Here is a 13,685-nt window from a genome sequence, read left to right on the forward strand (position 1 = left end):
TCAGCGAAATTCACATAAGCCAAGTTCAGCTGGCTCTGCGGCAAGCAGAACCTGGCTGTGGATAAAGTGATGGGGGCTACGCGGTAAATAGTGACGCAGCATGGTGAGCACAGCGGACAGAGGTTTGCGCCCTTGGCGATATTCATCAATAAGCTGTGCCAACTCGCTGCGCTCTTCCTTACTTAAATAGCCCTTCAAGTGTCCCTGGCTGTGCATTAGGGCATTGGTGCGGTCCTTACGACTAGCTTGATTGGTAAGGATTTCCATAATTTTGCCGCGCACCTCATCGGCAAATATCTGCGGCTCAAGCGTGCGTGTATTGGAGACAAACTGGCCGAGTGCACGAGTCTGGGGCTGGCTGTGAGCCAACAACAAGTATTTGTAGGCGGTATAAAACTCGATTATTCGCGCCGGCCTGGGGTCGGGGGCTACATATCGATGCCAGGCATCATAGGCAAAAACACGGGTGAGAAAATTCTCACGAATATCACTAGCATTGAGGCGCCCAACCTCTTCCACGGGCATATGCGGAAAGTGGTGACGCAAGCGCGCAGTGAATAGACCAGAGCCATGAGCAAGCACCCCAGTTCCATCCACTTTGTAATGGGGCGTGGTCCGCACACCACAACTTGGTGACTTCTGCATCAGGATAAAGCCTCGCAGATTTGCCACTTCTGGTGCCACCTGATCTGCATACCCCACCAGTGCCTCAGTAACATCCATAGCGGGGTCTTCCCGCCCTACTGCACGCAAGCGATCACTCACTATTAAGTGGATAGGTGGTCGTGGTACTCCCATACCGATTGCCACTTCGGGGCAATATGAATGCAGATCAAAGCAATTCCCCAGCAGCTGGGTACAGACTTTACTGTGCTTGTGGCTGCCGTTATAACGCACTGGGTCTCCCACCGCGCAGCGGCTAATTCCCACCGGGATCTTCTGAGGTAACAGCTCTATATGCATAGTTATGGCGCGCAGAAAAATTTCGTCTCTTTTTTTATAGCTTGCCAGGATTAGTTATACAAGAAATCATCTTGTATAACTTTTTGATACCATTGCTTAGGACATTCGCCGCTTGCGCCCGCCCACACCCCAGCTACAATGCAGGGCCGCATTCTTACCGAGCGGCAGGGCTGCGACTCTTTACTTCGCCTCTTCCTCCGGTCTATTTTGCGGTCTCCACCTCCCCAAAAGTACGGATTAGCTCATGATTCCAGCATTGCGCGAAGTCGACGAGGTTCAGGCGCTCTATTTGCAGTTTTTGCAGGAACTGACAAACGCGGGTTTCCGCGGCGACACCACTCCCAGTTACGCCAGCCGCACAGTTCTGGCAACCGACAACTCCATTTACCAGGTGTTGCCCCAGGCAGTGGTGTATCCCCGCGATAATCGTGATCTACAGCTATTGGCCGCTCTGGCGGACCAGGAGGAGTTTCACTCTGTAGTGCTCTCCCCCAGGGGCGGCGGCACCGGCACCAACGGCCAGTCCCTCACAGATGGGCTAGTAGTGGATATCTCCCGCCATATGAACCAGATCCTCGAGATCAATGTGAAGGAGCGCTGGGTGCACGTACAGGCGGGTGTAGTCAAGGACCAGCTGAATGCCGCACTCAAACCCCACGGCCTGTTTTTTGCACCGGAGCTTTCCACCAGTAACCGAGCCACCATCGGCGGCATGATCAATACCGATGCATCGGGCCAGGGCTCCTGCGTCTACGGCAAAACCCGCGACCATGTGCTCGAATTACATACAGTGCTGATGGGAGGGGAGCTGTGGCATTCCACTCCATTAGAAGAGGTACAACTGCAGGAAATACGCAGGGGAGACAGCCGCTCCGCCGAAGTGCACAAGATCTGTGACGAAATTGCCAGGGAAAAAGCCGAATTAATCGAACAGAAATTTCCCAAGCTCAATCGCTGCCTTACCGGCTACGATCTGGCCCATATCCACGAGTGCGAGCGTTTTAACCTCAACAGCGTTTTGTGCGGCTCCGAGGGTACGCTCGGCTTTATTGCTGAGGCCAAGCTCAATCTGCTGCCGATTCCCAAGTGTGTGGCGTTGATCAATTTGAAGTACGACCACTTTCAGGAAGCACTGCGCGATGCCAAGGATCTAATGCGCGCAGGCCCTATGTCCATCGAAACGGTTGACAGTAAGGTTTTGCAACTGGCCATGGAGGATATCGTCTGGCACAGCGTCAGCGAGTTTTTTCCTCCTGAGGATCGCCCAGTCAAAGGCATCAACCTAGTGGAGTACACTGCAGACACAGAGGAAGAGCTGGAGCGCGCGCTGGAAACATTTACTGCGCACATCAAAGAGAGAATCGGCCAACCAGGAAAAAGTTTTGATTATTCTATTGCCCGCGGCCATGCCGAGGTCAATCGTATCTGGGCCATGCGTAAACGGGCCGTGGGCCTGCTGGGAAATGTCCAGGGGGAAAGGCGCCCAATTCCATTTGTAGAGGATACTGCGGTTCCACCGGAAAACCTGGCGGACTTTATTGCTGAATTTCGCACTCTATTAGATGAAGCCAACCTCGACTATGGCATGTTCGGTCATGTGGATGCCGGTGTTTTACATGTGCGTCCAGCAATCGATATGAAAGATCCACTACAAGCTGCGCAAATTCGTCTGATCACGGACCAGGTAGTGGCCCTCACACAAAAATATAAAGGGTTGTTGTGGGGTGAACACGGCAAAGGTGTTCGCTCCGAATATGCCCCGGAATTTTTTGGGGATCTGTATCCCGAACTACAAAGAATCAAAACCGCTTTCGATCCGCGCAACCAACTAAACCCCGGCAAAATTGCCACACCAAACGATAACGCCAGTCTACTGAAAATTGACGCGGTGAATACTCGCGGCGAACACGACCGGCAAATTCCTGCGCAGGTGTGGGAGGGTTACGAGGAAGGGGTACATTGCAACGGCAATGGTGCCTGCTTTAACTGGAACCCCGACGATGCCATGTGCCCTTCCTACAAGGCCACGCGCAACCGGATTCATTCTCCCAAGGGGCGAGCTTCATTGATGCGCGAGTGGCTGCGCCTGTTGAGCAAACAAAATGTGGATGCGGTGGCCAGTGCACGCAAATTCCGCGAGCGCTCCTTTTTTGTCGGACTGCCAAAACGCCTCATAAACACCTTGGCTAAAACACGCGGCGAGTACGACTTTAACCACGAAGTGAACGAGGCCATGCAGGGCTGCCTGGCGTGTAAGTCCTGTGTGGGGCAATGCCCGATCAAGGTGGATGTACCGGAATTCCGCAGCAAATTTCTCGAACTCTACTACAGTCGCTACCTTCGTCCGCTGAAAGATTACGCAGTGGGAGGACTGGAATTCCTGATGCCGCACATGGCAAAACTGCCACAGCTTTACAATTGGCCCCTGAAACTGAAGCCGGTGTCTTTTCTGATGGAGCGTATTTTCGGCATGGTGGATAGCCCACTGCTCTCGCAGAAAACCCTGCAGACTAGTGTTCGCGAACTCGGCGTACCCACTGCCAGTAAAGCCTGCCTGGAAACCCTGGGGCCATCCCAGCGCAGCCGTGCGGTCATCATCGTGCAAGATGCCTTCACCAGCTATTTTGATGCAGAGGTAGTAACGGATATTCTGCGACTGCTCAAGCAGTTGGATTTTGTACCCATTCTTGCCCCCTATCGCGCCAACGGCAAACCCCTGCATGTGCATGGATTCCTGCGCCAATTCCAGCGGGTTGCCGAGGGCAATAGCGAGATGCTCAACAGCTTGGCAGACAGCGGCATACCGCTGGTAGGTATAGACCCCTCCATGACCCTGACCTACCGCTCCGAATACAAGAAACTCCTGGGTGATCAGGCGCCAAAAGTCCACCTATTACAGGAGTGGCTGGCGGAGCAACAGGACCACCTGCAAAAACAAAGCAAACGGGTACGCCCTGGCAGCTTTCAGCTATTACCCCACTGTAGTGAGCAAACCAACGCCACTGCCTCACTCAAAGACTGGCAAAAGATATTTTCCGCCCTCGGCCTGGAACTGCAAACCGAGAGCCTCGGCTGCTGCGGTATGGCTGGTACCTACGGCCATGAGGCTACACACAAAGAAACCTCCCAAGTGATCTTCCAGCAATCATGGGCCCCCAAACTGAGCGGCGGCAAGGGCAACCAGCTTGCCACCGGCTACTCTTGCCGTTGCCAGGCCAACCGCTTTGCAGGTGTTAACCTGCGCCACCCTATGCAGGGATTGCTGGCACAACTCAACAACTAGGGATTTACTGACGTAAGGGGCCCGCTAAAGCGGGCCTTGTTACCGTCGACCGGGCCAATTCTCGGGATTCCTTATGCACAAAAGTTTCTTCAGCTTACAGATTCTGTGTTGCGCTCTGCTCACCCTGGCGATATTGCTGCCCGCCATTTCCATGACACAAAATTCACAACTTGAGAGTCCCAACTCTCACGATATTACTGCCCAGGGCGCCGTTGCCTGGGTCGGTAAAGCCGAAACACTAGCACGCAGGGGGGAGTTTGACGCAGCCCTGCCTCTATATGAGAAAGCCATCTCTGCACTCACCTTATACCCAGCACAACAGCAGGCCCTGCGTTACCGCTATGGCATTGTCCTAAATGCTCTGGGCGCTAAATCCCGCCCCGACCTCTACCCCCTGGCGCGCACCCAATTTCAATCCGTGCTGAATTACCTGGACTCCGGTGCTGAACTGCCACACTCCGCCGCCAGGGTACGCTCGGCCATGGCGCACACCTACCACCGACAGGCAGCCAGTGAGCCAACGGTGACCCAACGTGCCCACCTGCTGAACACAGCTTACCTCCTTTATAAGAGTGCTATAGACGGCTTATCGGATCAGAAGGAGTGGCATAATCTGGCCATTACCTATTTCAATATCGGGCAAGTGTGCGAATGGCAGGGAAACCTGGAAGAGGCCATTGCATGGCTGGAATTGGCTGTGCAGCTTGACCTCCGACACAAACTGCCAGACCTGAAGGAGGACAGTGACTACCTGACCACATTGCGTCAACAGGTAGAACCCATAGAGCAAAACCCTGAAACCCACCTTTAGGCTTTTGAAAAAGCCCCGCTTTTTTCTGCTTGAACTATTTGACGGACCAGTCCCCTCGCTCTAAAAGCTATTCTGGCTCGAATTTGAAGGTTTTGAAGAACTGGTCACAAATAGTTACAGGGAAATATTTTACTTTTATGCCACTAATTAGAAAGCAGATCCTCTGCCACGCTAGGTAATCATTAGAATGACATCGCTGTCAGCAAGGATTTGGCTGTTGGGCAAATTTCCTTTTTGAAAGACATTTAAATACATTTTCACAAAGAAAAAGGGTAAAAATAAGTATTTTTTCTTTTTTAAAAAATAATTTGAAGAATAAAGTTTCAAGCCTATATGTTCCGTCACCATTCCCCACAAGATTCTGTCATCAAATAATAAAAAAGTTGATACCGCCTAAATCACCGGTAATATAGCCAGCGTTGATTAAATATTGATCAACGATTTCCAAAAACACTTGGAAATTTCACAAGCAGCTTTTGGCTTGTGACCATTTGATTCCTGGAGGTAATGGGACATCATGAAACAGACTCTGCGTAATACAGCTTTTTTCCTCGCCGCTCTTCTTGCAATTGGTGTAAGCGTCAACGCTTCCGCGGCAATTAAGAAAACCATGATCGTTGATGCAACTGCCTATAACTCTGTACCGGGCCAAACTGATAGCGACCCCTGGGTTGCCGCCTGGAATAACCGCCTGCGCCCAGGCGACAAGATCATCGCCGTATCCCGTGACCTGGAAAAGCACGGCCTGACCAACGGTGCCAAAGTAAAAATTGAAGGTCTGCCCGGTACTTACACTGTGCGTGACCGTATGAACAAGCGATTCACCAACCGTATTGACGTGTGGATGGAAAAAGATATTCGAAAAGCCCGAGCTTGGGGCAAGAAAAAACTGAAGATTGTTTTTGAACCGGTGAAGTAAGCAGACCTGATTTCAACGACCCTTTTGGCCCCGCCCTCCAGCGGGGTTTTTTTATTATATCGATATCCAAAACTTGATACTTACTCTCAGAATAGAAATCCCTTCAACAATCGCCCTAGGGTTCTATCTCAGCAAAAATGCCCTTCAGCTCGTGGCACGCTTCATTTTCTAGGTGAAAAATGCTCGGCTGTTTATTTTCGTTATAGCGATGTTCCAAGCCTTCATCCCCCAATAAAATCAAATATTCCGATTTGATCCACCTGCTACCGGTAAAATACTCGGTGAGCCACAACAACGATGGCTGCCCCTCATAACAATAACCGTAAAACATACGAGTTTTTTCTACCAATTTCTTACTTAAATAGTCAATGTAGCGGCCCGGATAGGTATACCGGTCAGAGTCTTTGTCAGCCTGTACTTCATTCCCACTCTCTCCTGGGCGAGCGATCCGCTGGATAAAAATGGCTGGATTTTCATCGCAATCAATACAGTGACGGCCAGCAACAATAGCGTAACCGTGCAACTCAGAAATCAGTTGAGCTTCCTTGAGGTTGGTATTCAGCAACTGCCTGTTGGAGAGAAGCAGAGTTTCAGCGGAGGTTAAAGTGGTCAGCAGAAGCAAAAGAAGTAACAGGCAGCGCAGTTTCATCGGGAAGGTAACCGCAGGCTAGGTAGCACCGCCGGAGACAAAGATTCCGCAGTTGCCTCGCGACGGCGCTGTGATTGGGTGTGCTGTCACACGGTCGCGATTCCCTTCTCTTCTTAACCATAGCAGCTAGACACGCCGACGCCCCAAAGAGCTTCAGCTAGCCGCTGGGGCTCCACGCAGGACGCATCTCCTGCGCACGGGCAGGGGTGACTGACTTACCAGTTACCGTCCACTTCCTGTACCGGGCCAACAAAGGTGGCAATCCCCTCCTCGCGCAAGGCATCCATAGCCTCATCCAAGGCCTCTTTTTCAGTCTCGAAGGAGTCCTCCCACACTGTGGAGTTATTACTCTCATCGACGATTTCGAGCAGCCAACCGCCCTCTCCGTCCTCATAAATATCGATCTGGACGGATACTTCGCCCTCGCGGTAGATCTGGCTTAATTCCGACTCTTTCGGTGCAAATTCTTCGCCCATTGGGTTCGCCTCGCTGTGACCCTGAAATATCGGCCAGAACTTTGACAACTTGCGGCCTCCCGGTCAACAACAAATCTGTGCAGGGGCAGCCTCTGAACCGCCTGCTAAATGTACGACAAGCAGTTTTATTTGCGATAAAATGCGCGGCGATTTTTTCTGCTCCGGATTTACGTTCCGGCCCGCAAATGAGGAAGTACCATGGATCAATTCGTTGTATGTGCACTCTATAAGTTCGTCACCCTGAAGGACTTCGAGTCCCTGCGCGCCCCCTTACTGAACATTATGCTGGAACACAGCGTACGCGGCACCCTGCTGCTAGCCGGCGAAGGCATCAACGGCACTATTGCCGGCTCCAGAGAGGGCATAGATACGGTCCTCGCCCACCTGAAATCAGACACGCGCCTGGTCGAACTCGAATGCAAAGAGTCCTATACCGGCGAAATGCCTTTCCTGCGCAGTAAGGTCAAGCTGAAGAAGGAAATTGTCACCATGGGTATAGAGGGGATTGACCCTCTGCGCGTCGTCGGCACCTACGTCAAGCCCAAAGACTGGAATGCGCTGATCAGCGACCCGGAAGTCGTTGTAGTCGACACCCGCAATGACTATGAATTCCAGGTAGGGACCTTCAAGGATTCAATCAATCCTAAGACTGAAACCTTCCGCGAATTCCCCCAGTACGTTAAAGAAAACCTGGACCCGGCCAAGCATAAAAAAGTGGCCATGTTCTGCACCGGAGGGATTCGCTGCGAAAAATCCACTGCATATATGAAGGAGCAGGGCTTCGAGGAGGTCTACCACCTGCACGGGGGTATCCTGAAATACCTCGAAGAGGTACCCAAGGAAGAATCCCTATGGGAGGGCGAATGCTTTGTCTTTGACGAACGCGTCACCGTCAACCATGATCTCGATCGTGGCCAATACGACCAGTGCAATGCCTGCCGTATGCCGATTACCATGGAAGATCAACAGTCCCCCCTGTTTGAACAGGGGGTCAGCTGCTCACACTGCCACGATAAAGTCAGTGAAGCCGATCGCGCTCGCTTTCGTGAGCGTGAAAAACAGATCCAACTAGCCAAAAAGCGCGGTGAGGAGCATATGGGCCAGGATGCCCGCAATCAGACTTCCAACAAGCGCCGGCAGAAAAAAGAGGAGCGCCAGCGCCAGGCTGAAGCCCAGCGCGCCCAGGCCCAGAAGCCAGCTCAAGCCAACTAGAACTCCGCAGGCCTCGCCACCCCCTTTATCTGGGTGAGCCAGGCCTCAGCTTCTGTCTCGGCTATAAACTCCCTCGAACTATGCCTGCACAGACATGTTCCCCGCGTTGCCAATGGCGAAGTGCAGCGGTTGCGCGGGTGTAAAACGGCAATATATGCCCGTTTCAGTACCGGGTGTTCCGCAATGTACTTGGTAAACTGCCGCTGCTCCTCGAGTGTAACTTTGGAGCGCGCATAGCGCAGGTCCAACAGCACACGCAGCGGTACCCTGTGCCGGTATTTTTCCACAAGCCTGGCTGCGGCTTCCATTTTCTCCGCAAAACCCACAGGCCCATAAAATAATATCCGCGCTATACCCCCTATCGGTCGATAGCTAATTTGAAAATTCATTGATGAAAGCACTCGCGCTTTTGTCTTTGTTATTTTTATCGACTACAGCTTCTGCAATGCCTGTTGTGTGTCTCACCTGCAACAACGGTCCGCGCGGCTGCGGGGGACTTTTTACACGCTCCTGAATCCACCTCTACAACCCAAAAGCAGTACCGACTTGTCGGGCTGTTACCACCAAATACAAAATAAAAATCGCGCACCTATACCCGCTTTTTTCTCTCCTAAAAATTATTGGGTTTTCTCAAATTGAACTGCTTAGTAACCTTGACGGTCGCCAGTAAAAATACAACATAATTACTTGGCACTTTTTGCATAGGCGGCAGGCTGGGGTAATTACACGATCACCCGCCAGTATTCAAGGCAGATTCTCTCTAAAATACTGCAAAAACGGACAATCCATGTGTATTTCACACACAGCAGCCTACAGTCACAAACACCGGAAAATATTTAAATTAAATGATTAGGATACCATTTGGCCAAAAACTACTGAACCAATAATTGGTACGCAATGGCCGAGCCTCTGGCCCGGCCATTTCTGCGGGCGTCACTCACACAACAGGAAATTCCATGAGAAAACGCACTGGAGAGGCCCAATATAGGGATATTTACCCCAGCGAAAAACCACAAAAATAAAAAAATTAATTCTTTGTGATAAGCATCGCGATTGGGTTCAACTAATTTCGATTTCCGGCAGGTCTTCATCGCTACTGGCATTGAGCCAGACCTGGGCGGCCGCTTTGCGGGCGATCTCCCGGTAAAAACCGGCAATTTCCCCTTCGGGGTCAGCGATAACACTGGGACAACCAGTATCCACATCGGCGCGGATTTTCTGTGCCAGCGGTAATTCACCCAGCAGGTGGGTATCGTATTCCTCCGCGATGCGCTCACCGCCACCTGTACCGAAAATCGGCTCACTATGGCCGCATTTAGAGCAAGTGTGTAAAGCCATATTTTCAACAATACCAAGCACCGGCACCGAGACCTTACGAAACATTTCCACTCCTTTGATAGCATCTTTCAGGGCCAGATCCTGGGGAGTGGTTACAATGACAGCACCGGCTAGGGTAGTTTTTTGCGCTAATGTCAGCTGGATATCACCAGTACCGGGAGGCATGTCCACAATCAGGTAATCCAGCTCCTCTTTGGCATCGCACCACAGGGTTTGAGTGAGAATTTGATTGAGGGCACCACTGGCCATCGGACCGCGCCACACTGCCGGGGTCTCTTCAGTCATCAGGTAGCCCAATGACATAGTCTCGATCCCCTGGGCATCCACAGGTACAAAGAATTTCTGCTCCTTGACGTGTGGACGCACACCCTCAGTGCCCAGCATGGTGGGCAAGCTGGGGCCGTAAATATCCGCATCGAGCAGTCCTACACGAGCGCCTTCCACTGCCAGGGCCAGGGCCAGGTTAACCGCTGTAGTAGACTTGCCCACACCGCCTTTACCCGAGGCCACCGCAACAATATTTTTCACCCCCTGTAATGACTCAGGGGCATTAGCCGACGATGTGGCCGGGATATCGCTGAACAACTCAAACTGCAGGCTGTTACCTCCCAGAGGGCCGCTTTTCAGCAGTGGCTCACAAGCTTCCATAACCCGCTTACGCCAAGATTCCTCCTGGCTCGCACAGGGGTAGCCGAGGCTAATGCCGACAACTACCGTGCCGTCCTCGTAACCCACTTCTATATCCGCATCCAGTTCGTCCAGTAGCAACCCACTGGCCGAATCGTGCAACTGACCAAGGCACTCAGCCAGGCGCTCCAGCTCTGCCTGAACATCCGTTGATAGCTCTTCATGGTCGTGATGATGATCGCTCACGGTATCTCCCTCTTGGCGCTTCATGTCTGGAACGCATTGTGTCGGATGAATCGGCCCAGCGCCAGCAACAGGTTCAATCCGGCGACGCTTGCCACACCTCCCCGGCATAACACAAATCTGCTATATTCCGCGGTCTTTTGATGTTCTCCGGCCACTCCAGCGGAGCCTCCGGCCGCAACCCCTCAGCGATGGAAAAACCGATGCCCGATACGCGCAAAATCCTAGTCACCAGCGCACTCCCTTACGCCAATGGCTCCCTGCACCTGGGCCACGTACTCGAATATATCCAGACTGATATCTGGGCGCGCTTTCAGCGCGCGCGCGGCAACGATTGCCTGTACATTTGCGCCGATGACGCGCACGGCACCGCAATCATGCTCAAGGCCGAGCAGTTGGGACTGACCCCGGAGCAACACATCGCCAATATGCAGGCGGAACACGAGCGGGACTTCACCGATTTCTTGATCGGCGTAGATAACTATCATTCCACTCACTCGGAGGAGAATCGAGCGCTGTCCTCCATGATCTATCGCCGCCTCAGCGACAACGGCCATATCGCCTCGCGCACCATCACCCAGGCTTTCGACCCAGAGAAGCAGCTGTTCCTGGCGGATCGTTATATCAAGGGTACCTGCCCGCGCTGCAGCACACCCGACCAATACGGCGACAACTGCGAAGCCTGTGGCGCCACTTACAGCCCCACAGAGCTGATCGACCCGGTTTCCGCGATTTCCGGCGCCACTCCAGTGGAAAGGGAGTCCGAGCACTTCTTCTTCACTCTGCCCGCCTTTACCGAATTCCTGCGCACTTGGACCCGCTCCGGTACCCTGCAAGATGAGGTCGCCAACAAGCTGGCTGAGTGGCTGGAAGAGGGCCTGCAGGAATGGGATATTTCCCGCGACGCCCCTTACTTCGGCTTTGAAATCCCCGATGCACCGGGCAAATACTTCTACGTTTGGCTGGATGCTCCTATTGGCTACATGGCCAGCCTGAAAAATTACTGTGACCAAAACGGCAGCGACTGGCTGGAGTACTGGAAAAAAGACAGCAGCGCCGAGGTGTATCACTTTATCGGCAAGGATATCGTCAACTTCCACGCCCTCTTCTGGCCGGCAATGCTGGACTCCGCAGATTTCCGCACTCCCAATAAGGTTTGCGTACACGGTTTCCTCACTGTGAACGGCAAGAAGATGTCCAAGTCCCGCGGCACTTTTATCAATGCCCGCAACTACCTGGACCACCTGAACCCCGAGTACCTGCGCTACTATTTTGCCGCCAAACTCACTGCCGGTGTGGATGATCTGGACCTCAACCTGGACGACTTTATCGCCAAGGTAAATTCCGACCTGGTGGGCAAAGTAGTCAATATCGCTTCGCGTACCGCCAAGTTTGTGAGCAAAGCTGGTGGCAAGCTGGCTACAGGCCTGGCCGATGAAAAACTGTGGAGACAGTTTGTTGAGGCAGCCCCGCGCATCGCCGACAACTACGAGCAGCGTGAATATGCCCGCGCCATGCGCGATATTATGGGCCTGGCTGACGCCGCCAATGCCTGGATTGCCGATAAGGCACCCTGGTCCCTGGCTAAACAGGAAGGCAGCGAGGCAGAAGTCCTGGCGATCTGCTCCCAGGGTGTAAATATGTTCCGCGCCCTGATCACCTGGCTCGCGCCGGTGCTGCCCAATACTGCGCAGAAAGCAGCGGAGTTCCTCAACAGTGAATTAAACTGGAACAACGCCATCACCCCGCTGGCAGGCCACGAGATCAAGAAGTTTAAGCCGCTCTTGCAGCGGGTGGAAAAAACCCAGGTGGATGCAGTGATGGATGCCGCTCAGGAGTCCCTCGCACAACTGCAGGCTGAAACAAAGGCAGCCAGCGGTCCCCTGTCAGATGACCCTATCGCCGAGCAAATCCAGTTTGACGATTTTGCCAAGGTGGACTTGCGCATTGCCCTGATCGCCAAGGCCGAGCACGTGGAGGGGGCTGGCAAACTGTTGCGCCTAACCCTGGACCTGGGGGGTGAAACCCGCCAGGTATTTGCAGGCATCAAGAGCGCCTACGCGCCTGAGGAGCTGGAGGGTAAGCACACCGTCATGGTCGCCAATCTGGCCCCTCGCAAAATGCGCTTTGGCGTGAGTGAAGGTATGGTGTTGGCCGCCGGACCCGGCGGCAAGGACCTGTGGATTCTCGAGCCCCACGAAGGTGCCAAACCGGGCATGCGAGTGATGTAATCAGTTCCCTGGGCGGGGCAACCCGCCCTAACGCAGTGACACTGCAATCAAGCCGGCACATACTAGGCCCACCCCCAGCAGCTGGGGCCTGTAGGCTGGTTCTTTTAAGAGCCAGATCCCCAGGCCTACCCCCAGCGGAATACTGAGCTGGCGCAGGGCCACTACATAGCTTACGTTCTCTGTCATCGACATGGCCAGCAATACCAGGCCATAAGTAGCCCCCATCATCAGGCCTGTTACAACCCCCAACTTCAGGTCTCCCAGGCTCTGGGCCAACTGCGCGCGCCCAGCTCCTCCCAGGCAACCGAAAAGCAACCACAAGCCGCAGGCAAGGAATTGCATACCCAGGTAACTGTAAGCCATTGCCATGGGAGGCACAGCACCGTCGAGCGCCACTTCCAGGTAAATGAGAGCCCCCTTATCCGCCAGCGAATAGCCGACCGTTCCCAGTGCCGCCACCAGGGCCCAGGCACAATCTGCACGCCAATATGCGCGCCAATGCCACTGGCGAAAATACACTAGTGGCACCAGTAAGCAGCCAATAGTAACCAGCAACATACCCAGCCAGGCGAGCCACGGGAGTCTCTGTCCCAACAGCACCGTTGCCAGGGCCACTAACAACACAGGCAGTGCCCGCGCTATCGGATATACCAACCCCATATTGGCGCGCTGGTAGGCCAACGCAAGCCCCCCCATATAAATCATCTGGAAAAAACCACTGCTTAGCAGCAGCAGCCAGAAAGAGCGCGGTAATGACTGTGCCTGGGACAACACCCAAAAACCGAGGGGAAGCAACAATAAGCCCACACTTAGTGTGGCAATGCAGAAAAATGCAGGAGAGGGAGTGCGGGACTTTCCCAGTAAATTCCATCCCGCGTGAAGAAATGCCGATACCAGAACCAGTGTTGCCGCAGTTACCGATATTCCCATCAA

The 13,685-nt window shown here is 53.3% G+C and carries 11 protein-coding genes; 5 read left to right on the top strand and 6 right to left on the bottom strand.

The window, feature by feature from the left end:
• The gene (locus tag GL2_RS03260; RefSeq protein ID WP_232053752.1) at window positions 1-930 is read right to left on the bottom strand and encodes a DUF523 and DUF1722 domain-containing protein; all 930 of its coding nucleotides are present in this window, start codon (window positions 928-930) and stop codon (window positions 1-3) included.
• A gap of 277 nt (window positions 931-1,207) precedes the next feature.
• On the opposite strand from GL2_RS03260, the gene GL2_RS03265 reads away from it, so the two are divergent.
• The 3 genes from GL2_RS03265 (at window position 1,208) to GL2_RS03275 (ending at window position 5,976) form a co-directional block, all read left to right on the top strand.
• Complete coding sequence (locus GL2_RS03265) at window positions 1,208-4,246, top strand: FAD-binding and (Fe-S)-binding domain-containing protein (protein WP_143729282.1); 3,039 nt, start codon at window positions 1,208-1,210, stop codon at window positions 4,244-4,246.
• A gap of 73 nt (window positions 4,247-4,319) precedes the next feature.
• Window positions 4,320-5,057, top strand: coding sequence for a tetratricopeptide repeat protein (locus tag GL2_RS03270; protein WP_143729283.1), 738 nt, complete (start codon window positions 4,320-4,322; stop codon window positions 5,055-5,057).
• 517 nt (window positions 5,058-5,574) lie between these two features.
• Entirely contained in the window at window positions 5,575-5,976 is a 402-nt protein-coding gene (locus GL2_RS03275; protein ID WP_143729284.1) for a 3D domain-containing protein, read from the top strand.
• Window positions 5,977-6,091: 115 nt separating this feature from the next.
• Here the strand turns inward: GL2_RS03275 and GL2_RS03280 are convergent, their stop codons facing one another.
• Together GL2_RS03280 and GL2_RS03285 are read right to left on the bottom strand one after the other, a co-directional pair.
• Window positions 6,092-6,625 carry a hypothetical protein gene (locus GL2_RS03280; RefSeq protein WP_143729285.1) on the bottom strand — a complete coding sequence of 178 codons (534 nt, stop codon included), beginning with the start codon at window positions 6,623-6,625 and terminating at the stop codon, window positions 6,092-6,094.
• Window positions 6,626-6,840: 215 nt separating this feature from the next.
• A complete protein-coding gene (locus GL2_RS03285; RefSeq protein WP_143729286.1) occupies window positions 6,841-7,101 on the bottom strand; it encodes a hypothetical protein in 261 nt (86 codons plus the stop codon).
• Between the two features lie 198 nt (window positions 7,102-7,299).
• On the opposite strand from GL2_RS03285, the gene GL2_RS03290 reads away from it, so the two are divergent.
• The gene (locus tag GL2_RS03290) at window positions 7,300-8,313 is read left to right on the top strand and encodes a rhodanese-related sulfurtransferase (protein WP_143729287.1); all 1,014 of its coding nucleotides are present in this window, start codon (window positions 7,300-7,302) and stop codon (window positions 8,311-8,313) included.
• On the opposite strand, the gene GL2_RS03295 is transcribed toward GL2_RS03290, so the two are convergent.
• Window positions 8,310-8,702, bottom strand: a complete 393-nt coding sequence (locus GL2_RS03295) for a hypothetical protein (RefSeq protein ID WP_143729288.1) — start codon at window positions 8,700-8,702, stop codon at window positions 8,310-8,312. The genes GL2_RS03290 and GL2_RS03295 overlap by 4 nt on opposite strands.
• Before the next feature lie 670 nt (window positions 8,703-9,372).
• Window positions 9,373-10,524, bottom strand: coding sequence for an iron-sulfur cluster carrier protein ApbC (gene apbC / locus GL2_RS03300; protein ID WP_143729289.1), 1,152 nt, complete (start codon window positions 10,522-10,524; stop codon window positions 9,373-9,375).
• A 200-nt stretch (window positions 10,525-10,724) separates the two neighbouring features.
• Between apbC and metG the strand changes: the two genes are divergently transcribed.
• Window positions 10,725-12,752, top strand: a complete 2,028-nt coding sequence (gene metG, locus GL2_RS03305; RefSeq protein WP_143729290.1) for a methionine--tRNA ligase — start codon at window positions 10,725-10,727, stop codon at window positions 12,750-12,752.
• 27 nt (window positions 12,753-12,779) lie between these two features.
• Here the strand turns inward: metG and GL2_RS03310 are convergent, their stop codons facing one another.
• The gene (locus GL2_RS03310) at window positions 12,780-13,682 is read right to left on the bottom strand and encodes an EamA family transporter (RefSeq protein WP_143729291.1); all 903 of its coding nucleotides are present in this window, start codon (window positions 13,680-13,682) and stop codon (window positions 12,780-12,782) included.
• Window positions 13,683-13,685 lie beyond the last annotated feature (3 nt).

The organism is Microbulbifer sp. GL-2, from assembly GCF_007183175.1.
Classification (GTDB): domain Bacteria; phylum Pseudomonadota; class Gammaproteobacteria; order Pseudomonadales; family Cellvibrionaceae; genus Microbulbifer.

Excerpts from the sequence above, each read along its gene's own strand:
- GL2_RS03265 (WP_143729282.1), top strand. The coding sequence starts at position 1,208 with ATGATTCCAGCATTGCGCGAAGTCGACGAGGTTCAGGCGCTCTATTTG.
- GL2_RS03270 (WP_143729283.1), top strand. The coding sequence starts at position 4,320 with ATGCACAAAAGTTTCTTCAGCTTACAGATTCTGTGTTGCGCTCTGCTC.
- GL2_RS03275 (WP_143729284.1), top strand. The coding sequence starts at position 5,575 with ATGAAACAGACTCTGCGTAATACAGCTTTTTTCCTCGCCGCTCTTCTT.
- GL2_RS03280 (WP_143729285.1), bottom strand. The coding sequence starts at position 6,625 with ATGAAACTGCGCTGCCTGTTACTTCTTTTGCTTCTGCTGACCACTTTA.
- GL2_RS03285 (WP_143729286.1), bottom strand. The coding sequence starts at position 7,101 with ATGGGCGAAGAATTTGCACCGAAAGAGTCGGAATTAAGCCAGATCTAC.
- GL2_RS03290 (WP_143729287.1), top strand. The coding sequence starts at position 7,300 with ATGGATCAATTCGTTGTATGTGCACTCTATAAGTTCGTCACCCTGAAG.
- GL2_RS03295 (WP_143729288.1), bottom strand. The coding sequence starts at position 8,702 with ATGAATTTTCAAATTAGCTATCGACCGATAGGGGGTATAGCGCGGATA.
- metG (WP_143729290.1), top strand. The coding sequence starts at position 10,725 with ATGCCCGATACGCGCAAAATCCTAGTCACCAGCGCACTCCCTTACGCC.
- GL2_RS03310 (WP_143729291.1), bottom strand. The coding sequence starts at position 13,682 with ATGGGAATATCGGTAACTGCGGCAACACTGGTTCTGGTATCGGCATTT.